A 26,616-nucleotide genomic window follows, 5' to 3' on the forward strand; every position below is an offset into this window, starting at 1 on the left:
TTAAAAGGGAAAACGTGCGCTAAGCTCAGGATATTGTTGCTTGAGTTCCTTGGGCTTAGTGCTAAATTTCTTGCCAACAGGTGTCGCCTTGCCCGATGGCATAAAGGGTAACTCTTCGCCCGTTCTATCTTCGTACAACTGCCCTGCAATCAAATCATACTCGTCCACAAATGGATAGGCATAACCGTCCTTCTCCGGCCACGCTGGTAATTGCGCTAGGCTGTCTGGATGAGTGATAACCGCTTCGTAAGTGGTTTTACCAAGAGAGATGAGAAAACATCTAAATTCCGCAAATGCATACTCAGAATCACAACCAGTGATGATATAAGCCGCGCCCCAAACCGACCATAGGTAACTGCGGCGCATCTGTTGACCAAAGATTTTGTCGAAGGCCTTCAACTCATCATGGCTCAATTCGGTCAGTTTTTGCTTTAGTGACTGCGCGAGCGACTCCTGTGATTGCGTCGCTTCTGTACGTGTCACTAAGTCCCAAAATTCAACTTCTGTCATAACCTAAACCTATTCATTGTGCCTGAGCAAAGGCAATATTCTACACGATAATCAGGTTATGCTGGACTCAGATCTGGGCTTTTCCTACACTTGCTCATCTCCCACATCACCTAAATAGAATCGACTCTATGCCTAAACGTCTTATCCTATTGGTCGTGCTTTATTGTCTTATCAGCATCGCCGCTTTATGGCGCGCCATAGCGACTCAATCCTTTGATTTATTTACCTTAGGAGTATTACCTGTGCTGGCGGGGATCATTATGCGTGCACCTTGGTCTAGCCTAGTGCTAAAAATCTATCTTGGTATGCAAACCTTAGGCTTTTCGGCGCTTGGGATCACGGCCATTATCGCCTATCGGATTACACCAGAGGACGTTAAAGTCGTCTTTGCTGGCCATAACATTCCCATGCAACCCCTTGTTATTAGTGTTATTAGCCTTTTATTAGTGCAATATTGGGTCGCGTTTTCTAAGGTGACTTATCACTATTTGAGTGGAAAAACACAGTCATAGTCGATTTGTTGCTAAGCTGTTACTTATAGCGTAGCTTAACGACCCCATAAAATACCCATAGCCAAGACTGACAGAGATTATGAGCCATTTATCGCCCAGCGAACTTTCCATCCTGCTAGTGGAACCTTCTGAAACCCAACGCAGGATCATTATCCAGCGTTTACAGCAGGAAGGGATTGTCAGCATCCAAACCGCGGCCAACCTTGCGGATTCAAAAGAGGTGATTACACGGCATAAACCGGACTTGATCGTCAGCGCCATGCACTTTGACGATGGCACAGCCAACGACTTGCTCAGTTATTTACGCAACAATAGCGACTGCCGCGACATTCAATTTATGTTGGTATCGAGCGAATGTCGCCGTGAGCAATTAGAAATATTTCGCCAATCGGGTGTGGTCGCCATATTACCTAAACCCTTTAATGCCGAGCACTTAGGTAAAGCCCTCAATGCGACTATCGATTTATTGAGCCACGATGAACTCGATTTAAGTCATTTTGATGTACACGATGTGCGCGTCTTAGTGGTCGATGATAGCCGGATGGCAAGAAACGTCATTAAACGTACCATAGGCAATTTAGGGATTAAGTTGATCACCGAAGCCGAAGATGGTGCCCAAGCGATTGAGTTAATGCGACATAACATGTTCGATCTTGTGATCACCGATTACAATATGCCCAGTGTCGATGGGCTAGCGTTAACACAATTTATTCGTAATGAGAGCCAACAATCCCACATCCCGATTCTTATGGTTTCCTCCGAAGCCAATGATACCCACTTAAGCAATGTGTCACAGGCCGGCGTAAATGCGCTGTGCGATAAGCCCTTTGAACCTAAATTAGTTAAACAACTCCTTTATCAACTATTGGAAGAATAAAACCTAAGTCACGAACCGCACAAATATTCTCCAATTCTGCCACTTTGATTGGGAAAGCTTGCAGCAAAAGACTTTCCAATGGTTAAACCTTATGGCATGTTAGGCACGCTTACTTAATAAATCTATGGAAAGAAGAGACAACAAAGATGAATAAAACTGAACTTATCGCCAAGATTGCCGAAAATGCCGATCTAACTAAAGTTGAAGCAGCGCGCGCATTAAAATCTTTCGAAGCGGCTATTACCGAATCAATGAAAAACGGTGACAAAATTTCCATCGTCGGATTTGGCTCTTTCGAAACTACGACTCGTGCAGCACGTACGGGACGTAACCCACAAACAGGTAAAGAAATCCAAATTGCCGAGGCAACTGTGCCTAAGTTTAAAGCCGGTAAGACTCTGCGTGATAGCGTAAACTAAGTCACAGCTAAGCTAAATTTCGATAAAACGCCTCCATTGTGGGGCGTTTTTTTTGCTTAAAATCAAATCTATAAAGGCTGTTTTTTGCACAACAACAGTGCGTCACTGCTCTATTTTCTAGCACATTTAAACAAATTATTAACACAGAAAATTATAACTAACTGTTTTTTAAAAGATTGAAATAATGGCATGTGATTAGCAATTCCCTCTTCAGAAAAAACCAAGATGCACCAATGTCACCACCCCAAATGGGGACATGAGTGAATCGATAAATAAGTCAATCGAGGGGATGAACATGAAAAAATCACTGTACAGCGTTTTGGCATTATCGACGGGGCTGTTGCTGACATCAAATGCCTTTGCGGCCGTGTCGGGCAATATTGGTGGTACTTCAAACTACCTATGGCGTGGCGTTACCCAAACTAACGACGCCGTCGCTATCCAAGGTGGTATCGACTACAGCCACGATTCTGGATTCTATGCGGGCACTTGGGCATCGAATGTAGACTTTGGTGACGATACCAGTTACGAGCTGGATCTCTATGCGGGCTATGGTGGCAGCATTACCGAGGACATCAGCTATGACCTAGGTTACCTCTACTATGCTTATCCCGACGCCGAAGGCAGTATCGACTTTGGTGAACTCCATGGGGCAATCACATGGAAATGGCTTGAGGTGAGCTATTCACAGGTCGTCAATGCCGGTGACGATGTAGCCGCAGACCCTTTAGACAATAAAGATTTAAGCTACCTTGCCGCAACCGTTTCTGTGCCGCTGACAGAGAAACTCAACTTATCTGTGCATTATGGTTACTCAAGCGGTGACGTTGTAGAAGCTTGGTTTGGTGAGGAAAACTATGCTGACTACAATGTAACACTCAGCGCAGATACGAGTATGGGCACAGTCTCTTTTATGGTGTCAGATACAGATTTAACCCAAGATGACGCTAAAATTACCTTAGGTTACTCCTACAGCTTTGACCTTTAACAGCCATTCTGCAGCCCCCGTAAAAACGCCACTTTAAGTGGCGTTTTGTCTTTAAATTCAAGCCTAATATTTTAAATTCAAGGCTAAGCAATAATCGGACGATTCGATTTACGTGCTGCCACCATTTTCTCAATATATTCAACAATAGGCTCGGTGACTGAAATCCCCGTTGTTTGTTCAATGCCCTCAATACCAGGAGCAGAATTAACCTCAAGGATCAATGGACCACGATGGGAGCGCAGTATATCCACCCCAGCGACAACCAGTCCCATCGCCTTAACGGCGGCGACCGCCATTTTACGTTCTTCTGGGGTAATTTTGATTTTTTCACCACAGCCCCCCAAATGCAGGTTTGAGCGAAAATCGCCCTCGGGACCTTGGCGCTTCATTGAGGCAACCACTTTATCGCCCACCACAAAACAACGGATATCGCTGCCATTGGATTCTTTAATATATTCTTGGACCAATATATTGGCCTTTAGCCCTAAAAATGCCTCGATAACGCTCTCGGCAGCCGTTTTCGTCTCGGCTAACACCACGCCAATACCTTGTGTTCCCTCAAGCAGCTTAATCACTAAAGGGGCGCCACCGACCATATTAATAAGGTCTGGAATATCGTTAGGTTTATTCGCAAACCCCGTAATTGGCATACCAATCCCTTTACGAGAAAGCAACTGCAATGCCCTTAACTTATCACGGGATCGGGCTATCGAAATCGAGTCATTGGCCACAAATACGCCCATCATTTCGAATTGACGCACAACCGCACAGCCGTAAAAAGTCACACTCGCATGGATCCGCGGAATAATCGCATCAAACCCCACCAACTCCTCCCCCTCATAATGAATGCTGGGTTTAATGGAATTGATATTCATATAACAGTTTAAGGTATTGATCACGACCGCTTCATGGCCACGCGCCTCACAGGCGGCGACAAGACGTTGTGTCGAATACAACTGGGGATACTGAGATAAGATACCTATTTTCATTACGAACTGACCAAATTAAGCACTGTGAATGGGAATTCTGAGGTAAAAAACACACCAGAGAAGGGAGGGCAGATATTTGTCTATTGCTCAGTGTAAAGCAAGAAAAAACTCCTCACCAGATGAAAACCACTGCCTGTATTGAGGGTAAGATAATGTTCACAATTGTGCGAGTAAAGGGGCAATGTATTTTGTTTCGAAGTCTCTCGCCTCTAAAGGACGGGAAAACAGGTACCCTTGTAGTACATTACAGTTTCGCGTAGTACAAAACTCAGCCTGTTCAAGGGTTTCAACACCTTCGGCCACGGATATCACATTAAAACCGTAAGCAAAATTTAATAAAGCGGCAAGTAACCTGGCATCTTTCTCATCCTTATCATAGGAGGCCACAAAGCTTTTATCTATCTTCAATACACTGATAGGAAATAGCTTTATGTGCTCTAGGGAGGAAAAGCCTGTCCCAAAATCATCGAGCGCAAAACGTACTCCTAAGGCGGCGATTTGATCTAGTACTTTTGCATGCTCGTGGGGTTCTTCAATTAAGCAATTTTCGGTAATTTCTAATTCCAGCGCCGTTGCCGGTAAATGGGTCACCTCAAGTGCATTAACAATTTTCTGATATAAATCAATATGGCCTATTTGTGCAGCCGATAAATTAACGGCAATAGTGAACTGGTATCCGAGGGGTTGTAACTGAGTTAACCATTCCTGCGCTTGCCTACAGGCCTCAATCAATACCCAATCATCTATGTCCTCCATTAAGCCAATCTCTTCGGCAATGGGCAGAAACTGCTCAGGAGAAATCAGGCCATCGACAGGATGCAGCCAGCGGATTAGCGCTTCCATCCCCACCATCTGATGGGTTTGAGAATCCACTTGGGCTTGGTAATAAACTTTAAATTCATTTTGTTTAAGGGCGTTCCTCAAACTGGATTCAATATGATTACGATAACGAACCTCCCTATCTAAGGCTTCAGAATAAAACTGGATCTGATTGCGCCCCATTTTCTTCGCGCGATACATGGCGATATCGGCACATTTCATCAACTCAGAGCTATTCGATGCGGCCTCGCTATAAAACGCGACCCCAATACTGGCACCGATCAATACATCGTTATCCCCCAGACAAAATACTTCTTCAAATGCCTTAAGCAAACGGTTAGCGACTATCATGGGAAAATATTTGTAGTCATTGTCGGTCACTAGCACAACAAACTCATCGCCACCTAATCGGGCAATAACGTCCCCATCGCGTAATACGCCACTTAAACGTGAAGCGACCTGCACCAATAGAATATCGCCAGTTTGATGGCCTAAGGTGTCATTTATAGCTTTGAAATCATCAAGATCGAGTAGAATTACCGCTAAAAAGTCATTACTTCTCTTCGCCCTGGCAATGGCTCGATTGAGGCAAAGTTCAAAGCCATAACGGTTAACTAATTTAGTGAGAGAATCATGCTCGGCGAGTTCTTTAAGCTTCTGATGGCTATTTCTTAGGGCCAAAGCCATAGAGGATCTTTGCTTAGCATAACGAATTGCACGACTCAAAATGCGTGAATTGACTTCATCTTTAAGCAAAAAATCCTGGGCACCTAACTCGATGCAGCGTTGGGCCAGTTTTTCATCTTCGTAGCGACTCAGCATTACCACCACGGTTTGCTCTTGAGTCATAGAACTGAGTTTAATTAATACTTCTAAGCCATTGGCGTCCGGCAATAAATAATCTAATAAGATGCCATCGAAGTGGCGCTCAAGGGCGAGATTCAACCCATCGAAAGCGCAATTGGCCTCAATAACATTAAACGACAACTTTGACTGCCTTAGCGCTCGGATGATTGCCGTTCTATCCACTTCATCATCGTCGATCAGTAGTAAGTCCATACAAACACCTCATACGGTTGGGAGCTCGACAATGCGCCAATAACCTTCCAACATATTAAAAATGTTATTAAAACCGTCTTTAATATCCGTTTTCACCATATATCCAGCGACATGATGGCTATAGGCTCTCATCCTATCTTCATCGGTACTTGAGGTGGTGAGCATAAAAACCACTGATGCAGATAATGTTGGATCTGAGCGAATATGTTCAAGAAATTCAAAGCCATTCATCCTTGGCATATTCAGATCTAGCAATATGAGATAAGGCCCTTTAATCGTTTCAGGATGCGTGAGAATATTCAACGCCTCCAACCCATCTCGAGCACGTATTAAGGGGTTCAATAGGCGCAGCTGCCGCATCGCCCTTTGCACCGCCATATAATCCACATCATCATCATCGACGAGTAAAATCATCACCTGATTGTAACTATCGCAGCTGCTCATAACACCTCCTTGTCGATAATTCGCATAGGCCAACTAAACTGGAAGCAGCAACCCCGCCCTTCGGATTTTAGCTGGACCTGGCCACCGAGACTCTCTACGGTTTTTTTCACTAGGGATAGACCTAAACCACTGCCCTCTACCTCATCTCTAGGCCTTAGTGTTTGAAACATCTCAAACACTTTTCCATGATAAGCGTTAGAAATACCTGGGCCATCATCAATCACGCTAAACCAATATTGCTCATTCCTCTGCTCGCATTGCACTCTAATAACGCCCTGCCCTTTATCGTGGTGTTTAATGGCATTGCTCATCAGATTCCTGACCACTAATTCCAACAGGGTTTTCACCGTCTTAAATTGAGGAAAACTCCCTTCGAGTACTAATTCAAATCCCTCTGGCGGCGCAACTAACGCGAACATATCTTCCATAAGTTGCTGAGTATTCACCTCAACAATCTCGGTATCGACCCGACCAATACGGGAAAACATTAACAAGCCATCGAGTAATAACACCATTCGATGAATACGGCTCTGGATCAAACCTAAATACTTTTGAACATTTTCATTAGTATTATCAGCAAGATCTTCCGATAACCAACTCGTCAATTGCTCAATTCCCCTCAGGGGTGATTTCAAATCGTGGGACGCAATGTAAGCGAAACGGTCTAACTCTTGATTGATCCGTTCAAGCTCCTTTGTATGCTCGGCGCGCTGAATTTCAATGCGTTTACGCTCGGACACATTATTAATCGTTGCCAGAATAGAAACCCCATTGCTGAAATGGATGGGAGTTAACCCCACTTCGATAGCCAAACGAGTACCATCTTTACAGCAACCAAACAGGTCATCCCGCATCGACATATTCTTAGCAATGGGCTGTACCAAGTAATTACTCATGTGCTGCTGATGGGCGTTACGCAAAACTTCAGGCAATAGCATATTAATGGATCGCCCAAGCAATTCGTCCCTCGCATAACCAAAGAGGCGCTCCGCATGGGTGTTAACTAAGGTAATCACACCAGACTTATCCACCATAAACAATGCGCTGGGAGAAGCTTCAATCACCAGACGGAAGCGCTTTTCGTTTGCGATCAACTCTGCGGTAAGCATCGACTCTTGATAGCGATTACGCGCCATCACAATGACCGAATAAAACAAGGCCAACACAAAACCACAGCCAATCACCTGCAACCAAATACTTTGCGCCTGTTCTGAACTCGAAATAAAACGTGACTGGGAAGAAATATCCAAACGCCAAGTCTGGCCTTCTATCATCTCCGTTTGTGATTTATAAAAAATGTCCTGGGTCGATGGAAGCTTTTTACTGCTGGAGAACATCAAATTGGCACTGTTGGCAGTCTCACCATCATAAATAGCGAGTTTCAAGCCGGAGAAACGATTACCCATAATCCCCTGCATTAAGTCATTCATTCTAAATGCGGCATAGACTAAACCAATGGCTTGCTGTTTTCGCTCAGCCTCCGTCGTGGCTAAGCCTCGATACAGAGGTAAATACATTAAAAACCCCGACTGAGTATCGTCTGAAGTTTCCTGCACTAAGGTGACTTTTCCCGAAATTGTGGGCATACCCGAAACTATCGCGCTAGATATCGCCGCGCGGCGAATGGGCTCGGAACACATATCGAAACCAAAGGCACGTTGATTACGCCAGTCGAAGGGTTCTAAATAATTGATAGCACAGTAAAGCTCCCGCTCTCCCTCTGGATAAACCTTATATTCATTAAACCCTTCGGCTTGGATTTGCTTAACATGCTCCCCTAGAGTTACTGGCGTTAGCAATTCAGCATATCCAATCCCTTGAATGCCGGGGTAATACTCACCTAAATGTGCATTAGTAATATAGATTTGCCATTCTTGACGTGTTACTCCATTGGAGGAAAGAAAAAGCCCAATGCCGCCCCGCAACACTTGCTCATAGGCAACCATCCTATGGTTTACAGCTTCGATCAGCTCTTGCACACTGTTGTTGAAACGCTCTTCACCACGGTCCCTAAAATATTCTTCGAGGGCGTACCAGGAAATGCCCATAAAAAACAACATGGCAAGCACCATCAGCCAGCTTGAACTTAGTACACGAAAATAATTTTTCTTCGGGGAATCGAAAGATTCAGGAAAACCATCCTTGTACATATACGCCCATTCCTTAGCTAAGGAGAATAATAATTACTTATTCAAGTGTTGTTCTAACCCTTGCTAAATTCAAGTTTTCCTACTATTTAAGTAGGAATTAATACAGGAATAAAATGACAGAGTTATGCGCTTAATCACAAAATAAGCATAAACTAAATTAAGCGTACATGCGCCATTATTGCGCCATCACTATCTGGCCCACAGGCCTTCATAACGGGAAAAAATTTTTACGCTGATCCACAAAATTTTTTGCTTTTCTAGCACACTCTTTTTAGATAGAAAGTCGGTAGGAACAACAAGAGGAATTCGTTATGGCTCATATTACTGAAGTCGTGCCCAACGATACTGAACTTGAGGCAATGACCACCCCTAGAAACAGCAAAGCGGCCGAAGCAATGCAACATAAGCGTGAAGTCAAAAAACGCTTAGAAGATTACCTCGAACGCGCCGAATTAAGACGTGCATTAGGAGATGACGATTTTTTTTAAGCCTTTATGATTCCGTTCTGCTAGTGCGCTCTTCCCTAGGGCGCACACTAAAAACCAGCAAAACTAACGCCTCACCCAGCACTTGAGGCTGGGTGTGCATTTCACTCAGCTTTTATCACGCCATTTTTAGCCAGTGACTTTATCGGCTCAAGTTTTAACGCTCAATCAAACTGATATCACCCATCAGCGCCATCACAATCTCCTTTGCAAAGAGATTTAATCGGGATTTTTTCAGCCTCGATTAGGCTTCGCCGTATAAATAGCGAGGCTTTAAGGCTATGATTAGCCTAATTTCTAGCGTTTAAGTTACCAGTAGGATTACGGGAATGTCAGAGTCGTTAGCCCAGTACCAACAAGATCTACGCCGCTTTTCCGATGAACTCATTCGTATCCAAACTCCCATAAAAATCCTCGATGCCATTAAATGGCCAAGGGAGATGGAAGAACGTTTTCTATCAAGCAAGGGCACGGCTCTGCCAGCCATTAAGCAAGATTTCTATCAAAACATAGCTTTACCTTTTGACCCCGTCAAAACCCAAGCAGAACTAGCCTCCCTCAAACAGGATATCCATAGACGTTTAGGTAAACGGGATAAACTCGGCAAGATATTAGTTGCTAACGTCGATCAATATCGCCTGGTTGTGGATATGTTAGGCCATCGAGGTACCCCGACTTTTGGCAAACTCAGCCAAGAATTATACGGAAGTGCTAACCACAAATTGCATGGAGATCGCCATACTCTGCGCCAATTGGGCGATAAACTCAGTTATATTTTTTCTCTGCCCGCGGCGCGGCATATGAATAAACACCATCCCAAAATTATTACGGCTCCAGAAGCCGTGCATGTGCTTAGCCAACGATTAGAGAAATACTTCCACAGCGATGATATGCGCGTGCGTCTCAGTGACGGTATTGTCTCGGATGCCGCCGTGGGTGGTGATACGGTAAAACTCAATAGTAAAGCCATGTTTAGCGAGTCGGATCTCAATGTGTATGAGGTACACGAAGGTTGGGTACATGTCGGCACAACCCTCAATGGCCGAGCCCAGCCCCATGCCACTTGGCTCAGTGTCGGTTCACCCCGTGTTGCCGCGACGCAGGAAGGCCTAGCCGTATTACTCGAAATGTTGACCCTAAGTTCAAATCCTGGCCGAGCCCGCCGCATTAGCGATCGCGTCGCCGCCGTGGATATGGCAGAAAATGGGGCAGATTTTATTGACGTTTTTAACTATTTTAGAGGGTTAAATTTAAGTGCAAAGGATAGCTACCGTGTGACCCAAAGAGTCTTTAGAGGTGGCATGGTTGAAGGAGGCAGTTTTTTTACCAAAGACATCTCCTACGTGCGTGGCTATGTAGAAAACATTAACTTCATTCGTAGTGCAATCACATCGGGCCTGCCTGAGCTTATCCCTATGTTATTTTTAGGAAAGCTAGCAATCGAAGACATTCCGGTGCTGTATCAAGCCTGCCAAGAAGGCATTATTACCCCACCGAAATATTTACCGCCCATGTTCGATAACTTTAGCGGCCTCTATGCATGGTTTGGCTTCGCTTCTGGCTTGGCGGGAATAGACTTAAAAGGGGTACAACGTCACTTTACTCGCTTATTTAAAGACGTGCCTAATGTCGCCCCCGTCTTCGAATTACTTGATGATACTGAGTTTGATAATAACTCAGACTAATACTCACCCTTAATTGCATAATAAAAAAGCTCACAGCGGTGTGAGCTTTAAATAAAGTTACATATCAATAACGAAACCTTCGCCATTGCATTCAAGATATTGGCTAGACTTAAGCGGTTTTCCACACTAATTTGGGTAACGCATTTAAATCCAGTCGATCCCCCTGGGTAGCGATCGCTATGGCCTGTGGCTTAGTTTTAGGATCTTGATTGAGCACTTCGACTAAGCCATGCTGCGCCTCGGGTTCACCGTGAACCAAGATCAGCGGTGGTTGGTTATCAAAGTGTCGATACCAATTCAATAACTCGGCCTGATCCGCATGGGCAGAAAGCCCCCCGACGGTGTGCAACTTAGCAGCAGCTTTGATGCTGTTGCCATGAATAGTCAACTCTTCGGCCCCATCGACTAAGGCGCGTCCAGGAGTACCTATGGCTTGATAACCACAGATGATCACATCACATTCCGGACGCCATAGGTTATGTTCAAAGTGACTGCGAATACGCCCACCGTTACACATGCCGCTCCCAGCAATAATAATCAATCCCTTATGAACATCATTGAGCGCGATAGATTCTTCAGTTGTTTGAATAAACTCAACATTTGAGAGTAGTGGGTGTTGCCCAGGATGCTGGCGGGTGAAACGCTTGAAATCCTCATCCATCAAAGGGTAGTTGTTAACATAAACCCGGGTCGCCTCAATGGCCATAGGGCTGTCCAAACAGATCCGCCAGCGGGAAAGCTCCCACTCTTTGGCATATAAGTGAAACAGATATAGCAACTCCTGCGCCCGCCCAACCGAGAACGCCGGCAGTAAAATATTCCCTTGGCTTTCGCTCACCGCCTTAGCAAAAATCTCCTTTAACTCGGCTAACGTGTCCGTCCAGCTACGGTGAAAACGATTGCCATAGGTGCTTTCCATTAACACTAAGTCCGCCGTGTCCACTAAGGTCGGGTTATGCAAGATAGGCATGCCCGCACGACCCAAATCGCCACTGAAGACAATTTTCTTCTGCGCTTCGCCTTCTCCTAACCACAGTTCGACTAAGGCCGAGCCTAAAATATGCCCCGCATCCGATAGACAAATATCCACATGGGGAATAATCCGAGTCACTTGGCCATATTCCAGAGGCACAAACTGCTTAATAACCTGCTCGGCATCTTCGACGGTAAATAGGGGGTCTAGGGGGGCAAGATCATGCTTGGCACGCTTTTTATTGACTCTTTCTGTATCTCGAGTCTGCAGCATGGCCGCATCTTTAAGCATGATGGCACAAAGCTCAGTCGTGGCTTTATGGGTATAAATAGGCCCATCGAAGCCCGATTTGACTAACAGAGGTAAACGCCCAGAATGGTCTATATGGGCATGGCTGAGCACCACAGCGGAAATAGACTCGGGATCGAAGGTGAAAGGTTCATGGTTACGCAATTCATCCGCTTTACCTCCTTGGATCAACCCACAATCGAGCAATAAGTGTTCATGATCGACCGAAAGTAAATGGCACGAGCCCGTCACTTCCTCCGTCGCCCCTAAAAACTGCAGTGTCATGCGCATGGTATCCCTCCAATATGTTTATCTCATATAAAGATAGACTATGCCCTTATTCCTCAAAGAAAAAGAATTAATTCATCCAAGGCAAACAATGCCAATGTTAGAGGTAACACTTCATCCTCAATAACCGAGTAAAGGATATAACTCACCTTGGCGCACGCTTTTATCGGCATTAGCAACTGTGCCATCACGCAGCCATTTTGCAATCAAAGTCAGCAGGGGTTGCTTAACTTCATCGGCCGTCATTCCTGCACTGATACTTGGACTGTAGAGCAATTTAAGTAAAATAAAATCGAGCCCTGTCAGTAAATCCTGTGGGGTTTTATCGTTAAAGATGGAGGGAAATACCTTCTCTGAATCATTGGGTAGACCTAACACTTGGGTTATTTCTTCCACTACACAGGCCACTAACTTGCCGTGCATTTTGGCTTGATCGACGGGAATAATGATCCAAGCACGTGCAATGTCGTGCTGTCTGTTAAGGGCAAATGTCCCGATACACACTGAACCATGGAGATTCTTAGCCGCACTCGGTCCCATTAAGCGCTCCACTTCACTCGCCCACTGGGATTGACGGGTAAAAACTAAGTGAATATTGGCTTCGGATGGCGTATTCGTCCATTGAATATCGTGACCTGTTATCTTGGCTAAATGGGCTAAGTGCATCTGTACTAATTGGGTGTGCAGCGCCCTATCGCCCACTTGATGCTCGATAAATACTCGTATCGGCATGCGCCACTTACGCACGCCATGTTTGGCATTGTCATACTCATTGTTAAGGGCGACTTCACCGAAGGCTTGGATAATATAATCGGTGTTTTTCCAATCATTTTCGGCTTTTAGTGACGGAATCAACCCAGGGGGTGTTTGCGCGGACCATAGCGGTAAAGCCATAATAGCCACACTTATTAGCCCGCTATAAATCAATATATTCAGCCACTTAAGCATTAGTTTCCATCCCATAATCCATTGGGCTAGTGTTAACGTCATCCCAGTAAAAGCCATCCACACTTTTAGATAAAATCCAATAGCATCACTAACAAGCTTGAATGGGTTCTTACTCACTCAGTTTCACCATTAATTCCGCAGCCACTCTTCAATATCACCGCGGCTAGGCACTGAGCCACTATGCACTAACTCACCATCGATCACTACGGCTGGGGTTTTCATCACTTTAAATTTCAATAGGGATTGAGGATCTGTGTCCTTTTTCACAATCGCATCTACGCCCATTTCTTCAGATATGTCCGCTATCATCTCGGCGGTTTTACTGCATTTATCACAACCACTACCTAATACTTTGACTTGTTTCATGTTGTTTCCTTAAAAATACTATGCTGCAAAATTAAAAATCCAATCTACTAGCGTAAAACCGTCAATATCAAAACCAACATTCGGCCTTAATGGTATCTAACAATAGTCCACCGAGTATGACTACTGTCATACCCACAGCCACATATAGCAAGATAAATTTCCAGCTGAGTAAAGCCAAAAATAATCTTGAAATAAATCACTAACCAAAACACCTTAAACGAGTCAAAATTTGTGGCTAATGACATATTTATATCTAAAGATAAACAGGAATTTATAAAAACACTCTTATAAAAATGATCAAAAAAACTGTACCAACACAGCTAATTTTTTCATAAAACACAATATTTCAGTTAATTTAACAACTCATAAAAATTACTTTGGTAGCAAATAATGAATTAACAAAATCTAATTTAGGCTCTAATCAAGTCATGCCAAATCAGGCAATATATTACTTGCCTATTATTTAAGTATTCTTTTCAGCATCCTTTACTAACGTACCACGTGACCAATATCACTTATTACAACATTTAAGATTGCTCCTCCATCACTAAACATTAGTATCTGCTATGTTGCAATGGCGACGTTGTTCATTAACATATTATAACAATACGGAAACCTCCCTATGACCTGGACCCAAACATACACGCCACTCGGTAGCTTGTGGCTAACAGCAATTGTTGCTCTACTGCCTATTGTGTTCTTCTTCTTAGCTTTGACTGTGTTAAAACTTAAAGGCTATATCGCTGGTGCATTAACCCTATTAATTGCCCTAGCTGTTGCGATCATCGCCTACAAAATGCCTATTAGTATAGCGTTAGCTTCTGCTGTATACGGTTTTAGTTATGGGCTGTGGCCAATTGCTTGGATCATTATTACCGCGGTATTTTTATACAAAATTACCGTTAAAACAGGCCAATTTGAGGTTATTCGCTCTTCAGTAATCTCAGTCACGGAGGATCAACGATTACAAATGCTATTGGTTGGCTTTTCATTTGGAGCCTTCCTCGAAGGAGCTGCTGGTTTTGGTGCACCTGTTGCTATTACAGCTGCATTACTTGTCGGGCTTGGATTCAATCCATTGTATGCAGCAGGACTCTGCTTAATTGCTAATACGGCACCCGTCGCCTTTGGCGCTATGGGTATCCCAATTATCGTAGCGGGTCAGGTTTCATCACTAGACCCATTTCATATTGGACAACTCGCTGGCCGTCAGTTGCCAATATTATCGATTATTGTCCCCTTCTGGCTCATCGCAATGATGGATGGTCTCAGGGGAATACGTCAAACTTGGCCCGCAACATTAGTAGCAGGCGTTTCATTTGCGATCACTCAATTTTTGACCTCAAACTTTATCGGTCCCGAATTACCCGATATTACTTCAGCTTTAGTCAGTCTAATTTGTTTAACGTTATTCTTAAAAATCTGGCAGCCAAAAGAAATTTTCACCTTTTCAGGTATGAAACAAAGAGTCATTACACCTAAATCTACTTTTTCTAATAGCCAAATATTTAAAGCATGGTCTCCCTTTATTATTCTCACGGCGATTGTAACCCTGTGGAGTATTAAGGATGTACAACTGGCCTTAAGTTTTGCCACTATCAGTATTGAAGTACCTTACTTGCATAATCTCGTTATCAAAACTGCGCCTATTGTCGCTAAGGAAACCCCTTATGCAGCAATATATAAACTTAATTTATTAGGCGCTGTTGGAACGGCAATTTTAATCGCAGCAATGATATCAATTGTGGTACTTAAGATGTCCGTAAGTAATGCACTGGCATCCTTTAAAGAAACGTTAATTGAATTAAAATTCCCGATATTGTCGATTGGATTAGTATTAGCATTTGCCTTTGTCGCAAACTATTCAGGTCTATCTTCAACCTTAGCACTCGTGCTCGCTGGCACAGGCGTAGCATTCCCCTTCTTCTCGCCATTCTTAGGTTGGTTAGGTGTGTTTTTAACAGGTTCAGACACCTCATCAAATGCCCTATTTGGCGCGCTGCAAGCCAATACAGCAAACCAAATCGGTGTAACACCGGAGTTATTGGTCGCCGCAAACACTACGGGAGGTGTAACGGGCAAAATGATTTCGCCGCAATCGATTGCCGTTGCTTGCGCTGCAACGGGATTAGCGGGTAAAGAGTCAGACCTTTTCCGCTTTACACTAAAGCACAGTCTATTTTTCTGTACTTTTATTGGCGTGATCACTGTACTCCAAGCATATGTAGTTCCTTGGACATTAGTATTCTTCACTAAATAAAGCGATATCTAAGATATATTAAAAGCCGAGTGATAAACCACTCGGCTTTTTAGATTGGAATGGATATAAAACGCACTCTGCGATGAAGTTCGAATGGGTCCAATTAAGTGGATAGAGATCTAAATACTGGCTCGATAGCGTTAATCAACACAACAAGCTCCTAATCGTTTATCTCATGGTTAAATAATCACTTGATGATAGGTTTCCACATGGTATGACTCAACTAATTCGGGCATAACTTGGTGGAAATAGTGTTGAATCGCATCTTTAGCGCAGTGCTCATCAAAGGCGGCAATATCGACAAACTTCTCTACAAACGTCACGCGGCGTGGTTCATCACGGCTCACATTGAGTTCGTAACGAATACAACCCGCTTCGCGGCGCGTATCAGGAATAAGGCTCGCGAGCGCCTCGATCAGCGCTTCGGTTTTGCCCTCTTTAGCCAGAAAACTCGCCACGCAGGCAATTTGTTGTTGATTGATTCTATAGTCCGTTGAAGTCGACATCTCGGTTCCTTATTAGCTTAATGTTGAATGCTTATGTGCCAAGCTTTTGTTGATCGCTTATGCTGATTGATAGCGCATATCTAAATGGGGAATACCATCTTCTAGATACATCTCGGAGCAAGCTTTAAAGCCAAGCTTTTGATAGAAGGCTTTAAGGTAATCTTGGGCACCGATTTGGATCCCCGCATCGGGCCATGTCCCTAGGGCCGACTCAATAGCCCGCTGCATTAACGGTGTTGCAATACCCAGGCCTCGCCCCGCAGGTGCCACGACGACTCGGCCGATACTCGCCTCGGGATAACTCAGCCCCGGCGGTAAAACTCGCGCATAGGCGAGGAGTTCTCCCCCGGTGGAGAGGGCGAATAAATGTTGAGTTTCTGGGTGTCTATCCTTATCGTCAAGCTCAGGATAGGCACAGGCCTGTTCTACCACAAACACATCGACTCTTAGCTTCAATATGTCATATAGGGTATTGGCAGTTAATTGATTAAACGTCAGATTTTGCCACTGCAAACGACTATCCCTCTGCAAATCATCGAAAAGAGCCTTGAGTCTAGCACAGCATAAAGACCATAAAAAAGCGCCTTAATCTGCGAAGACTAAGGCGCAAAGCTATCGCTCAAGAGAAATTTAGAGCGACAACAGGATAACGAAAAACGTCATTATTCAACCATAGCATCGTGGGCTACAGACCCAGTCGGTTTACGGATGAGCAGCACAGCGGCGACGGCGATCAGTAACAGAGCCCCCATAATAAAAAACACATCGTTATAGGCTTGAATATAGGCTTGCTGGCCCATGGTTTTGCCCAGCAAGGCTTTTGCCTGCGCGGCGGCGGTATAGGGATCTGAACCTCCCGCCTGCAACAGGCTTGCACTTTGGGCTAAATAATCCTGCGCTTGAGTGCTCACCGCGGGCAGGGATTCCTTAATATGAGCTAAGTGTCCCCGCGACAAAGTGTCAGTCAGGGTCGCCACCAGCGCAATACCAAAGGCGCCGCCTAAGTTGCGCATCACGTTCAATACCGTCGATGCCGAGGCGTTTTCATGGGGCAATAAATGCGCGGTCGCTAACATGCCAATTGGCACTAAAATAAAAGGCTGGCCTAAGGCGCGTACTACCTGCGAGGCAATCATCTGCTGCCCCGCATAATCTGCGGTCATCTGACTATTCATATAGTAACTGATGGCAAACATTAAAAAGCCAAAGGCGGCGAGGTAGCGACCATCAAAGCGCTCCATTAACTTAGGCACTAAGGGTAAAACGAGTAATTGGGGAAACCCCATCCACATAATCACCTCACCGATCTCTAAGGGGGTGTAATCATGGACCTGTGAAAGATAAAGTGGGATCAAATAGATAGCGCCAAAGAGTGCCATCCCCAGTAAAAAGTACGCTACGGTGGAGAGCACAAAATCCCGCTTACCGAGCAGACGTAGGTTCACTAAGGGATCCTTACGCCTTAACTGGATCCAGACAAACAGCACTAAGTTCACCACCGCAATCAAGGTGAGATCGCGGATCAAATCCGATCCAAACCAGTCCTTGCGATTACCTTCTTCGAGTACCACCTCAAGGCAACCCATTCCCAGCGCCATAGTGATAATGCCCGCCAGATCTATATTTTTCAGTTTATCCCAAACAACGGGGCGCTTCTCAAGGCCATAGGCCAACATGGCCATCACCAACAAGCCTGGTGGCACGTTAATGTAGAACAGATAATGCCAGCTAAATTGCTCGGTCAACCAACCGCCTAGGCTGGGGCCGATGGAAGGTGCGAAGGTCGCAGTCACACCAAATAACGCCATGCCAACGGCCCGTTTGTTATCGGGTAAAAACTCAAGAATCAGCCGAAAGGCTAACGGAATAAGCGCACCACCGAAGAAGCCCTGTAGCGCCCGAAAAGCGATCATGGCCTCTAAGTTCCACGCAATAGAGCAAAGAATCGAGGCAAAAATAAAGGCGGCGGTGGTCCATAACAGATAACGCCTGACCGACAATCCGGTACTGAGCCAACCAGACAGCGGGATCGCGATCATCTCAGCAACCAGATACGCAGTTGAAATCCAACTGCCTTCCTCCAGCGTAGCCCCAAGACTGCCTTGAATTTCCTTCATCGATGCATTGGTGATTTGAATATCGAGGATCGCCATAAAGGCACCGATCAAACCACCAAATACGGCAATCCACGAGCGGCGACTGCCACGCGCATAATCGGAAGGTGTGTTAGCGGTACGAATACCCTGCGCCTCCATATCCGTAGACGCAGTTGCAGAGCCAGTTACGCTCATACTAACGACCTGTATTTGCAGCGATTGTCGATGTTGATAAACCTGATGCCGTATCCACTTTCACGATAGCACTTAAGCCCGGCATGACCCGCACTTCTTCTTGGGATAAATCTAAGCGAATACGTACGGGAATGCGTTGTACGATTTTAGTGAAGTTACCCGTGGCGTTTTCCGCAGGCAGTAGACTAAATTTGGCTCCAGACGCCGGTGACAGACTATCGATTACACCACTAAAGGTTTTGTCGGGAAACGCATCGAGACTGACCTGCACCGACTGCCCTGGTTGCATATGTTGGATCTGGGTTTCTTTAAAGTTCGCCGTGATCCACACAGCCCCATCCGGAACCAAACTGTAGAGTGCTTGGCCGGGTTGCACATACTGCCCCACCATAGCACCGCGTTTACCTATCACCCCAGAAAAAGGTGCGGTCACACGGGTATCATTTAATTGAATTTTTGCCAGTTCTAAAGTCGCATCGGCCTGCTCGACCACTGAGCTTGCCTGAATAAGTTGCGCATTGAAAACCGCTAACTCACGTTGCTTTGCCACTAACACGGCTTGAGCTTCATCGAGACGGGCGGCGGCAGAATCGAATCCTGCTTGCAGTTGGTCGACATCATCTTGGGAGCTGTAGTTACTGACTTTAAGCTTTTTTGAGCGGCTCAATTGTTGCTCAGCACGTATTTTATCGGATTCAGCAGCCACGACACCGGCACTGGCTTGGGTAATTAAAGCCCGTTGCAACTCCACCTTAGCGGCTAAGGTTTGTAGATCGGCTTTAGCACTGGCGAGTGAAGCCTCGGCTTGGCTGACTTTAGCACTAAATTGGTTATCCTCAAGCTGGGCTAACAATTCCCCTTTTTTCACATGTTGGTTATCGGTCACATCGCTTAACACGACGTAGCCAGGGACTTTTACACTGATATTGGAAATATCAGCCTCAACATAAGCGTTATCCGTAGTTTCGATAAAACGTACTTGAGTCCACCAGTAATAACCGCCAGCCGCAGCGGCGGCGAGTAATAATGGCGCGGCGATAATGAGTTTACTTTTGGACATGAATGACTCCTTGATTAGTGACATCTAGTGTACTACTGTCTCACCAAATTTATTAGTCAGTTAAAAACCAACCCACTGTTTCACAGGTGTAACAATAATGGACCTCAATCGCGTACAAATTTTCGCTCAAGTCGTAGAACAGGGGAGTTTTACCGGTGCAGCCAAGGCCCTAGGGATCACTAAGGCGACCGTCAGTCGAAAGATTGCCGAATTAGAGGCAGATACGGGGGCTCAACTGCTATTTCGCACTACTCGGGCCCTTAAACTCACCGAAGCGGGATCGAGCTATTACAACAGGATCAATAAGATCTTAAGCGATCTGCAGAACGCCGAAAATCAACTCAGCGCCCAGCAGCAACTGATCAAAGGCAATCTTAAAATCGTCTGCCCCATTGAATTAGGCCAATTGTTTTTAGGGCCAATTTTGGCTGAATTTTTAACACTTTATCCCGAGATAACCCTAGACGCAGAACTGACCAACCGTAAGGTGGATGTGATAGAGGAAGGAATCGATATCTTATTTCAAATCGCCGATTCGGGCGACACGCGCCTACAAAGCTACGCCCTCGTTAATGCCCATAAATCCCTTATGGCAAGCCCAGCTTATTTGGCCGAACTCGGCACACCTAAGGTACCGCAGGATTTAGCCAAACATAAAGCCATCCGTTTACAATCGGCACATATCGAAGGAGCGTGGAAACTATTTGATGGTCAATCTTGGGTAGTGATAGAACCTGTGGCTCAATTAACGGTAAACAATGTCACCCTAGCCCGTGAAGCAGCAATCGCAGGGCTAGGCATTACCGCAGTACCATCCATCATAGCCCAAGCCGCATTAGAAAAAGGTCACTTAATCCAATTACTTGACGATTACCCTATGAGTCAAACTAAGGTGGTACTCAGCTATCCACAGCGAGCCTATCTGCCGCGAAAATACCGCGTCTTTATCGAATTTATCTATGCTGCGCTGTTTAAACGTTGGGGAACTCAAGTATTAGAGGTGCCCGAATTTATCGGCAAAGATGACCAAGACGCCTAAAAAACCGTCACTTTGCCGTAACAACTGTAATTATGTCAGCCTGTAATCGCAGGCAAAGGATAAATCCTTAATGTCATAATTGCCTTAATCTATAAGCCCCTATAAGCTTGACAAGGTAACAGGCAGCAAAAGACCTTAGGTTTTCCTGATACAGTTAACATAATAAAATTTAACATTTAATCTTAATTTTGGAGGAAACCTAATGAGCTTACTAAAAGAGTTCAAGGCTTTTGCATCCCGTGGTAATGTGATCGATATGGCGGTGGGTATTATCATTGGTGCCGCATTTGGTAAAATTGTGTCGTCCTTTGTGGCCGATATCATTATGCCGCCCATAGGTATTATTTTAGGTGGTGTGAATTTTAGCGATTTGAGCTTTGTGCTGCTTGCCGCCCAGGGCGATGCGCCCGCGGTTGTGATTGCCTATGGTAAGTTTATTCAAACCGTTATCGACTTTACCATTATCGCCTTCGCCATTTTTATGGGTTTAAAAGCGATTAACACCCTAAAACGCAAGGAAGAAGAAGCACCTAAGGCACCCGCTGCACCGACAAAAGATCAAGAGTTACTGTCGGAAATCCGCGATCTGCTAAAAAGCCAGCAAGAAAAGTAACCTCGCTTTATTGCATAAAAAACCCATCGAATTCGATGGGTTTTGTTTTTATCAAAGCGATAACTCAGCTATTCGGCAACTTCATGCAAAGTTTCACTGTAATCCTGCACGACTTCTGCCACCCGAATGCGGTAAGCATTAAATAAGCAAGGCACTATCCCCGTTTGCTCGGCAATGCTATGGGCCATCTGGTTGCGCCATTGGGTAATGGACGCCATATCTTCCCAAAATGACAGGCTCAGCACTTTGCCATCGTCGGTTAAACTCTGAAAACGTTCGATGGAGATCAGTCCCTTGCGGCCTTCTAAGTATTGGCGCATTTCAGCCGCCACGTGCAGATATTCTTCCTTGCCTTCCTTGGTTGGAATGACTTCAAAAATGACAGCGATCATAATGCTCTCCAGAGATATTAATCCTTAATCCAAGTGTTAAGCCTAGCCTATATCAAGCACTATAGCTCACTGATTTTTAGACTTTAACATGAGCCTTGCCACAGAAATCGCAAGGCCCGTGATTAAGCTTATTCGAGCGTCGGTTGGTTATCGTTTCGATACAGCCAGCGATACAAGGTCGGCAACACCAGCAAAGTCAACGCCGTCGAGCTAAACAAGCCACCGATAATCACCACGGCCAGTGGCTTTTGGATCTCACTGCCCCCCCCCGATGACAATAAAATCGGGATCAAACCTAGGGCCGAGGTCAGTGCCGTCATCAATACCGGGCGTAAACGCCCAACCGTACCCTCATAAACACACTGATAGAGTGTCTCACCACTCTGCCTGCGTTGATTGATGGAATCCACCAGCACTACACCGTTGAGCACAGCCACACCAAATAGCGTGATAAAGCCAATAGAGCTAGGTACGGATAAATAAGTGCCGCTGACAAACAGCGCCACTATGCCGCCAATCAAGGCTAAAGGCACGTTTGCCATGATAAGCAAGACTTGTTTGACTGAGCCAAAGGAGAAGTACAACAACAAGGCAATCAAGGCGATAGAAATCGGCACCACCAACATCAGCTTTTGCTGTGCCCGCTGCTGATTCTCATACTGGCCGCCCACTATCACTGTGTATCCCGCGGGTAAATCGGCCTGTGGCACTATGGCATAAATATCTTTTACCACAGACCCCATATCCCGGCCCGCCACGTTGGCCTGCACGACCACACGGCGCTGCACATCGTCACGGCGAATATTCGGCGGCGCCATTTCCACTTCGACGCTAGCGACTTCTCCTAAGCGCACTGTGGCGCCATTTGTACCACTGAGTAATAAGTCTTTAATCGCATCAGGGCTTTGGCGAAACTCGGTGGCGAGGCGCACATTGATGTCATATCTGGCATTGCCATCGATAACTTGCCCAGCACTGCCGCCACCAATGCCTTGACTAACGAGGCTCATCACCTCATCGACACTAATGCCATAACGGGCCAGCAACTCACGCTTTGGCCGCACAACCAATTGCGCTTCTCCGCTCACTTGCTCTAATGACACATCCACTGCGCCGGGGATTTTCGCCACCAGATCGGTAAGTGCTTGGCCTTTTTCCGACAATACCGCTAAATCGGGGCCAAATAGCTTAATCGCCAACTGCGCCTTTACCCCAGAGAGCAGCTCATCGACTCGAGTCGCAATCGGCTGCGAGAAGGTCAGCAGCAGTCCGGGAAATACACTGAGTTTTTCCTCCATCAGGCGCTGCAACGCCAAGCGTGAACTTGCCGATTGCCACTCATCAATCGGCTTAAGACCAATATAAATCTCGATATTACTCACAGGCTCAGGATCACCGCCAAGCTCTGGCGCACCGATACGGCTCAGGGCGTATTCCACCTCGGGAAACGCCAGTAAAATGGCCTCAAGCTTTGGGGCAACATCCAAGGAGGTGCTAAGACTCGCGGTCGGCGCCAACGTCACCCTAAGGTTAATCGTGCCTTCCTCTAGTTCGGGCACAAATTCCGTTCCCAAACGCGGCAATAACAATATGCTAACCCCAAACATCAAGATGGCGCTGATCATCACCACTTTCGGCCGTGCTAGGGTAGCAGTGAGTAACTTGCGATAGCCTATGTCTATGGGCGCTAATACCACACTCTCCCTTAATACTACGCCGCGCTTAAACAAATACACCGCCAGTGCAGGCACAGCAATCAAGGCCACCAGTAAAGCGGAAATCATCGCCAATATAATACTGACCGCCATAGGTTGGAACAGTTTGCCCTCAACCCCTTCCAACGCAAATAGCGGCGCAAACACCACAATGATGATGGCGGTCGCGAAGAAGATCGGACTACAAACCTCCTTAGCCGCCAGCATGATACGGATAGCCATATTCGATTCAACGCCGTTTTTACCACCGTCCTCCTCACTGTGGTAAGGGTCAATCTCACCATCGGCCCTATCCCGCGCCTCGGGTAAATGGCGGCGATCGGGTTGGGTTAAGTGTTTGAAAATATTCTCCACCATCACCACAGAGCCATCGACTAACATACCGATCGCCACGGCTAAACCGCCAAGCGACATCAGGTTTGCCGATAATCCATAGTAAGACATCACCATTAACGCGAGTCCAATGGACACAGGAATCGACAGCAGTACCAGCAGGGTCGCGCGGATATTGACGAGGAACAATGCCAGAATAGCCACGATAAACACAAAAGCCATCAGCAGTGCGTCCCGTACTGTAGTCACGGCTTTTTCAACCAAATCTGCTTGGTCGTAAAACACTTCGAAGGACACGCCCTCGGGCAAGGCCTGCTCGATAAGACTCACCCGCGCGCCGATATCATCGATCGTCGCCTTAGTATTAGCGCCCATGCGTTTAAGCACTACGCCAGCGACCACTTCGCCGAGGTTTTGCACTTTGCCCGCTTCATCACGGCGGGTCATAGTCACAGCGCCAACACGAATTTCGCTGCCAAAATCGACGATAGCAATATCGCCCACTCGCACCGGTGTGCCACGGACTTCGGCCAGAGGAATTTGGGCTATCGCTGCGAGCCCTGCCTCACCTGCGGGTAACATGCCATAACCCCGCACCACAAGTTGCTCCTGGCCTTGGTCCATAAACCAACCGCCAGCGTTGCGATTATTGCTCTCTAGCGCTTCGGTCACCTGCGCCATAGACAAACCATAAGCACGCAGTTTATTGGGGTCGACCTGCACTTGGTACTGGCGCACATCGCCACCAAAGGACAACACGTCTGTCACCCCACCCACGGGCATCAGAATAAGCTTCACTAGATAATCATTGAGACTTCTAAGCTCAGCGGCCCCAATGCCTGAATCCGGCTCGGCGCGCAGAATATACTGATAAATCTGCCCTAATCCCGAGGTATTAGGGCCGATTTCCGGCACACCAACCCCACTTGGGATCATTTCCCGCGCCGCCTGCAACTGCTCAAACACTTGCTGGCGGGCGAAGTAAATATCCGTACCCTCGGCAAATACCACAGTCACAATCGACAACCCCGTACGTGATAGGGAGCGAACCTCAGTTACCGCAGGGAGGGCGTACATAGCCGACTCCACAGGATAACTGATGAGCTTTTCTACCTCTTCGGCGGCTAAACCTTCGGCCGCGGTATTGATGGTCACTTGCACGTTGGTGACATCGGGAAAGGCATCGAGATTCAATTTAGGCAACATAGCCGCGCAGCCGACAATCACGGCGAGCAGGGCAAGCACCACTAATAGCCGATTTTTAATCGCGACTTCGATTATTTTTTGCAACATAGTAAATCTCCAAAACGAGGGCTCGTATTAGTGGGCATGAATATCAAAGCCTGCTTTCGCCTGCTCGGATGCCAAGAAAAATGCGCCAGAAACCACGACCTTAAGCTGAGCCTCTTTAGCCTTTTCAAGCTCTGGGCCACGCACTAAATTCAAGCCGCGTTGACGCTGCACCACTTCGACTTCGATGGATTCGAAGCCATCCTCATCTTGAATAAAGATCTGCCAATCGCCGTCACCCCCACGGGTCAGCGCTGCATCGGGCAGCACTATGCCACCGCCAGCGCTATCGACAGTTTTACCAGCAGAGTTAGCGCTGGCATTGGCAAAGTACAATTCAACGAATTGTCCCGCATGCAGAACGTGTTCGGGATTGGGCAGACTCACTAACACTTGCTCGGTGCGGGTCACACTATCGAGCTCATGGGAGCGGCCGATAATCTTACCCGCTAAGGTTTTGTCTCCCACTTGCACTAAGGCCGGACCACCGACAGTGATATGCGCGGTTTGGGTTGGCGTTAACTGTGCTTCGACCCATAAATAGGACTCGTCGGTCAGTTGCATTAACGGCGTGCCCGCACTAAACACTTGGCCGAGCATGGCGATATCCTGCTGCACTCGGCCGTCAATTGGCGCTAAAAGTTGATAACTGCCTATCGCTTCAGGCGTCGATTCCAGTGCGCGAATTTGCGTGCTCGTCATTTTAATCGCCTCTAAAATCGCCCGCTTAAGTTCGGCATCCACCTGCGCCTGCATACGGCGGCTAACACTCACTGCGCCTTCGCTCATGCGTTTGACTCGACTCCATTCAGCGGCGGCATTGATGTAGTCCGCCTGCGCCTGCGCAACCGCTGCACCTCCCAAGGTCAGTAAAGGCTCACCTTTTTTAACCTCTTGCCCCGGCACTACATGGCGCGCAAGCACCCGCACATCGAGCTGCGGTGCCAGAGTTGCAGTTCTGTCTCGGTCAACTACTAAGGTGGCCGTTGCCCTGATATCCAAATTTAAGTTGGCGATATTCAAGCTATCGCTCGTCAGTGACTGCAAACTTATCCCCGCTAAAGCTTGCTGCGCCTCGGTGAACTTTAATGCCTGTTCGCTATGTTCATCCCCCTGCGCTGCTGGAGCACCATTTGCAGCAAGGCTCTGTGCGGCATGATCGCCACTCGCCCATACTGGCTGGGCGAGGGTGAATGTCAGCGAAACCAACATAGATAATGCAAGAGCGAGTCTTGAGCGTGTAAACGAACGCTCTGTTGGCACTGCCACTGTCACAGGCAGAAGGGTATTAACTTGGTGGGTATTTGAATTCATTGC

At 46.4% G+C, this 26,616-nt stretch carries 24 protein-coding genes and 1 pseudogene; 9 read left to right on the forward strand and 16 right to left on the reverse strand.

What is annotated here, in order from left to right; translation table 11 throughout:
* Nucleotides 1-510: a DUF4240 domain-containing protein gene (locus MJO46_RS09765; protein ID WP_198782224.1), complete on the reverse strand. Its 510-nt coding sequence runs from the start codon at nt 508-510 to the stop codon at nt 1-3.
* 128 nt (nt 511-638) lie between these two features.
* Here MJO46_RS09765 and MJO46_RS09770 point away from each other — a divergent pair, with 128 nt between their 5' ends.
* The 4 genes from MJO46_RS09770 (at nt 639) to MJO46_RS09785 (ending at nt 3,306) form a co-directional block, all read left to right on the forward strand.
* Nucleotides 639-1,022, forward strand: coding sequence for a hypothetical protein (locus MJO46_RS09770; protein ID WP_253989138.1), 384 nt, complete (start codon nt 639-641; stop codon nt 1,020-1,022).
* 79 nt (nt 1,023-1,101) lie between these two features.
* Nucleotides 1,102-1,899: a response regulator gene (locus MJO46_RS09775; RefSeq protein ID WP_198782222.1), complete on the forward strand. Its 798-nt coding sequence runs from the start codon at nt 1,102-1,104 to the stop codon at nt 1,897-1,899.
* 146 nt (nt 1,900-2,045) lie between these two features.
* Complete coding sequence (locus tag MJO46_RS09780; RefSeq protein ID WP_007650853.1) at nt 2,046-2,318, forward strand: HU family DNA-binding protein; 273 nt, start codon at nt 2,046-2,048, stop codon at nt 2,316-2,318.
* Nucleotides 2,319-2,613: 295 nt separating this feature from the next.
* A complete protein-coding gene (locus MJO46_RS09785) occupies nt 2,614-3,306 on the forward strand; it encodes a TorF family putative porin (RefSeq protein WP_253989139.1) in 693 nt (230 codons plus the stop codon).
* A gap of 83 nt (nt 3,307-3,389) precedes the next feature.
* Here the strand turns inward: MJO46_RS09785 and rimK are convergent, their stop codons facing one another.
* The 4 genes from rimK to MJO46_RS09805 all read right to left on the reverse strand — a co-directional run bounded on the left by rimK (nt 3,390) and on the right by MJO46_RS09805 (nt 8,767).
* Entirely contained in the window at nt 3,390-4,295 is a 906-nt protein-coding gene (rimK, locus tag MJO46_RS09790) for a 30S ribosomal protein S6--L-glutamate ligase (protein ID WP_253989140.1), read from the reverse strand.
* A gap of 156 nt (nt 4,296-4,451) precedes the next feature.
* Nucleotides 4,452-6,173, reverse strand: coding sequence for a bifunctional diguanylate cyclase/phosphodiesterase (locus MJO46_RS09795; protein ID WP_253989141.1), 1,722 nt, complete (start codon nt 6,171-6,173; stop codon nt 4,452-4,454).
* Between the two features lie 9 nt (nt 6,174-6,182).
* Nucleotides 6,183-6,617: a response regulator gene (locus MJO46_RS09800; protein WP_253989142.1), complete on the reverse strand. Its 435-nt coding sequence runs from the start codon at nt 6,615-6,617 to the stop codon at nt 6,183-6,185.
* The gene (locus tag MJO46_RS09805) at nt 6,614-8,767 is read right to left on the reverse strand and encodes a CHASE domain-containing protein (RefSeq protein WP_253989143.1); all 2,154 of its coding nucleotides are present in this window, start codon (nt 8,765-8,767) and stop codon (nt 6,614-6,616) included. The genes MJO46_RS09800 and MJO46_RS09805 overlap by 4 nt, the downstream gene beginning before the upstream one ends.
* 311 nt (nt 8,768-9,078) lie before the next feature.
* Here MJO46_RS09805 and MJO46_RS09810 point away from each other — a divergent pair, with 311 nt between their 5' ends.
* Both MJO46_RS09810 and MJO46_RS09815 read left to right on the forward strand, forming a co-directional pair.
* On the forward strand, nt 9,079-9,255 hold the full coding sequence (locus tag MJO46_RS09810) for a PA3496 family putative envelope integrity protein (protein WP_253989144.1): 177 nt from the start codon (nt 9,079-9,081) through the stop codon (nt 9,253-9,255).
* Nucleotides 9,256-9,581: 326 nt separating this feature from the next.
* A complete protein-coding gene (locus MJO46_RS09815) occupies nt 9,582-10,937 on the forward strand; it encodes a flavohemoglobin expression-modulating QEGLA motif protein (RefSeq protein WP_253989145.1) in 1,356 nt (451 codons plus the stop codon).
* Between the two features lie 109 nt (nt 10,938-11,046).
* On the opposite strand, the gene MJO46_RS09820 is transcribed toward MJO46_RS09815, so the two are convergent.
* The 4 genes and pseudogenes from MJO46_RS09820 to MJO46_RS19990 form a co-directional block, all read right to left on the reverse strand.
* Nucleotides 11,047-12,489, reverse strand: a complete 1,443-nt coding sequence (locus MJO46_RS09820; RefSeq protein WP_253989146.1) for an MBL fold metallo-hydrolase RNA specificity domain-containing protein — start codon at nt 12,487-12,489, stop codon at nt 11,047-11,049.
* Between the two features lie 117 nt (nt 12,490-12,606).
* Complete coding sequence (locus MJO46_RS09825; RefSeq protein ID WP_253989147.1) at nt 12,607-13,380, reverse strand: DUF2927 domain-containing protein; 774 nt, start codon at nt 13,378-13,380, stop codon at nt 12,607-12,609.
* A 183-nt stretch (nt 13,381-13,563) separates the two neighbouring features.
* Nucleotides 13,564-13,800 carry a thioredoxin family protein gene (locus tag MJO46_RS09830; protein WP_198782211.1) on the reverse strand — a complete coding sequence of 79 codons (237 nt, stop codon included), beginning with the start codon at nt 13,798-13,800 and terminating at the stop codon, nt 13,564-13,566.
* Between the two features lie 73 nt (nt 13,801-13,873).
* A pseudogene (locus tag MJO46_RS19990) lies at nt 13,874-13,984 on the reverse strand (permease); the annotation flags it as partial.
* Nucleotides 13,985-14,422: 438 nt separating this feature from the next.
* Between MJO46_RS19990 and MJO46_RS09835 the strand changes: the two are divergent.
* Nucleotides 14,423-16,060, forward strand: coding sequence for a lactate permease LctP family transporter (locus MJO46_RS09835; protein WP_253989148.1), 1,638 nt, complete (start codon nt 14,423-14,425; stop codon nt 16,058-16,060).
* A gap of 179 nt (nt 16,061-16,239) precedes the next feature.
* Here MJO46_RS09835 and MJO46_RS09840 read toward each other — a convergent pair whose 3' ends face one another.
* From MJO46_RS09840 to MJO46_RS09855, 4 genes are all read right to left on the reverse strand, one after another.
* Nucleotides 16,240-16,566 (reverse strand): putative quinol monooxygenase, encoded by a 327-nt coding sequence (locus MJO46_RS09840; RefSeq protein ID WP_253989149.1) that lies wholly within the window; start codon nt 16,564-16,566, stop codon nt 16,240-16,242.
* A gap of 57 nt (nt 16,567-16,623) precedes the next feature.
* Complete coding sequence (locus tag MJO46_RS09845; RefSeq protein ID WP_253989150.1) at nt 16,624-17,079, reverse strand: GNAT family N-acetyltransferase; 456 nt, start codon at nt 17,077-17,079, stop codon at nt 16,624-16,626.
* Between the two features lie 149 nt (nt 17,080-17,228).
* Nucleotides 17,229-18,857 (reverse strand): DHA2 family efflux MFS transporter permease subunit, encoded by a 1,629-nt coding sequence (locus MJO46_RS09850; RefSeq protein WP_253989151.1) that lies wholly within the window; start codon nt 18,855-18,857, stop codon nt 17,229-17,231.
* A 1-nt stretch (nt 18,858) separates the two neighbouring features.
* Nucleotides 18,859-19,917, reverse strand: a complete 1,059-nt coding sequence (locus MJO46_RS09855) for an HlyD family secretion protein (RefSeq protein WP_253989152.1) — start codon at nt 19,915-19,917, stop codon at nt 18,859-18,861.
* Between the two features lie 97 nt (nt 19,918-20,014).
* Here MJO46_RS09855 and MJO46_RS09860 point away from each other — a divergent pair, with 97 nt between their 5' ends.
* The gene (locus MJO46_RS09860) at nt 20,015-20,956 is read left to right on the forward strand and encodes a LysR family transcriptional regulator (RefSeq protein ID WP_253989153.1); all 942 of its coding nucleotides are present in this window, start codon (nt 20,015-20,017) and stop codon (nt 20,954-20,956) included.
* A gap of 202 nt (nt 20,957-21,158) precedes the next feature.
* Complete coding sequence (gene mscL, locus MJO46_RS09865; RefSeq protein ID WP_253989154.1) at nt 21,159-21,569, forward strand: large-conductance mechanosensitive channel protein MscL; 411 nt, start codon at nt 21,159-21,161, stop codon at nt 21,567-21,569.
* 68 nt (nt 21,570-21,637) lie between these two features.
* Here the strand turns inward: mscL and MJO46_RS09870 are convergent, their stop codons facing one another.
* From MJO46_RS09870 to MJO46_RS09880, 3 genes are all read right to left on the reverse strand, one after another.
* Complete coding sequence (locus tag MJO46_RS09870) at nt 21,638-21,961, reverse strand: antibiotic biosynthesis monooxygenase (protein ID WP_198782207.1); 324 nt, start codon at nt 21,959-21,961, stop codon at nt 21,638-21,640.
* Between the two features lie 128 nt (nt 21,962-22,089).
* Nucleotides 22,090-25,302, reverse strand: a complete 3,213-nt coding sequence (locus MJO46_RS09875; protein WP_253989155.1) for an efflux RND transporter permease subunit — start codon at nt 25,300-25,302, stop codon at nt 22,090-22,092.
* A gap of 27 nt (nt 25,303-25,329) precedes the next feature.
* Nucleotides 25,330-26,613: an efflux RND transporter periplasmic adaptor subunit gene (locus MJO46_RS09880; RefSeq protein ID WP_253989156.1), complete on the reverse strand. Its 1,284-nt coding sequence runs from the start codon at nt 26,611-26,613 to the stop codon at nt 25,330-25,332.
* Between the last annotated feature and the right edge of the window lie 3 nt (nt 26,614-26,616).

The sequence above is a fragment of the Shewanella sp. KJ2020 genome (assembly GCF_024197625.1).
Taxonomy (GTDB): domain Bacteria; phylum Pseudomonadota; class Gammaproteobacteria; order Enterobacterales; family Shewanellaceae; genus Shewanella.

Coding starts and splice junctions, on each gene's coding strand:
- MJO46_RS09860 (WP_253989153.1), top strand. CDS start 20,015: ATGGACCTCAATCGCGTACAAATTTTCGCTCAAGTCGTAGAACAGGGG.
- MJO46_RS09835 (WP_253989148.1), top strand. CDS start 14,423: ATGACCTGGACCCAAACATACACGCCACTCGGTAGCTTGTGGCTAACA.
- MJO46_RS09785 (WP_253989139.1), top strand. CDS start 2,614: ATGAAAAAATCACTGTACAGCGTTTTGGCATTATCGACGGGGCTGTTG.
- MJO46_RS09770 (WP_253989138.1), top strand. CDS start 639: ATGCCTAAACGTCTTATCCTATTGGTCGTGCTTTATTGTCTTATCAGC.
- MJO46_RS09765 (WP_198782224.1), bottom strand. CDS start 510: ATGACAGAAGTTGAATTTTGGGACTTAGTGACACGTACAGAAGCGACG.
- MJO46_RS09780 (WP_007650853.1), top strand. CDS start 2,046: ATGAATAAAACTGAACTTATCGCCAAGATTGCCGAAAATGCCGATCTA.
- mscL (WP_253989154.1), top strand. CDS start 21,159: ATGAGCTTACTAAAAGAGTTCAAGGCTTTTGCATCCCGTGGTAATGTG.
- rimK (WP_253989140.1), bottom strand. CDS start 4,295: ATGAAAATAGGTATCTTATCTCAGTATCCCCAGTTGTATTCGACACAA.
- MJO46_RS09875 (WP_253989155.1), bottom strand. CDS start 25,302: ATGTTGCAAAAAATAATCGAAGTCGCGATTAAAAATCGGCTATTAGTG.
- MJO46_RS09795 (WP_253989141.1), bottom strand. CDS start 6,173: ATGGACTTACTACTGATCGACGATGATGAAGTGGATAGAACGGCAATC.
- MJO46_RS09800 (WP_253989142.1), bottom strand. CDS start 6,617: ATGAGCAGCTGCGATAGTTACAATCAGGTGATGATTTTACTCGTCGAT.
- MJO46_RS09810 (WP_253989144.1), top strand. CDS start 9,079: ATGGCTCATATTACTGAAGTCGTGCCCAACGATACTGAACTTGAGGCA.
- MJO46_RS09870 (WP_198782207.1), bottom strand. CDS start 21,961: ATGATCGCTGTCATTTTTGAAGTCATTCCAACCAAGGAAGGCAAGGAA.
- MJO46_RS09880 (WP_253989156.1), bottom strand. CDS start 26,613: ATGAATTCAAATACCCACCAAGTTAATACCCTTCTGCCTGTGACAGTG.
- MJO46_RS09805 (WP_253989143.1), bottom strand. CDS start 8,767: ATGTACAAGGATGGTTTTCCTGAATCTTTCGATTCCCCGAAGAAAAAT.
- MJO46_RS09815 (WP_253989145.1), top strand. CDS start 9,582: ATGTCAGAGTCGTTAGCCCAGTACCAACAAGATCTACGCCGCTTTTCC.
- MJO46_RS09830 (WP_198782211.1), bottom strand. CDS start 13,800: ATGAAACAAGTCAAAGTATTAGGTAGTGGTTGTGATAAATGCAGTAAA.
- MJO46_RS09825 (WP_253989147.1), bottom strand. CDS start 13,380: ATGGCTTTACCGCTATGGTCCGCGCAAACACCCCCTGGGTTGATTCCG.
- MJO46_RS09855 (WP_253989152.1), bottom strand. CDS start 19,917: ATGTCCAAAAGTAAACTCATTATCGCCGCGCCATTATTACTCGCCGCC.
- MJO46_RS09820 (WP_253989146.1), bottom strand. CDS start 12,489: ATGCGCATGACACTGCAGTTTTTAGGGGCGACGGAGGAAGTGACGGGC.
- MJO46_RS09840 (WP_253989149.1), bottom strand. CDS start 16,566: ATGTCGACTTCAACGGACTATAGAATCAATCAACAACAAATTGCCTGC.
- MJO46_RS09850 (WP_253989151.1), bottom strand. CDS start 18,857: ATGAGCGTAACTGGCTCTGCAACTGCGTCTACGGATATGGAGGCGCAG.
- MJO46_RS09775 (WP_198782222.1), top strand. CDS start 1,102: ATGAGCCATTTATCGCCCAGCGAACTTTCCATCCTGCTAGTGGAACCT.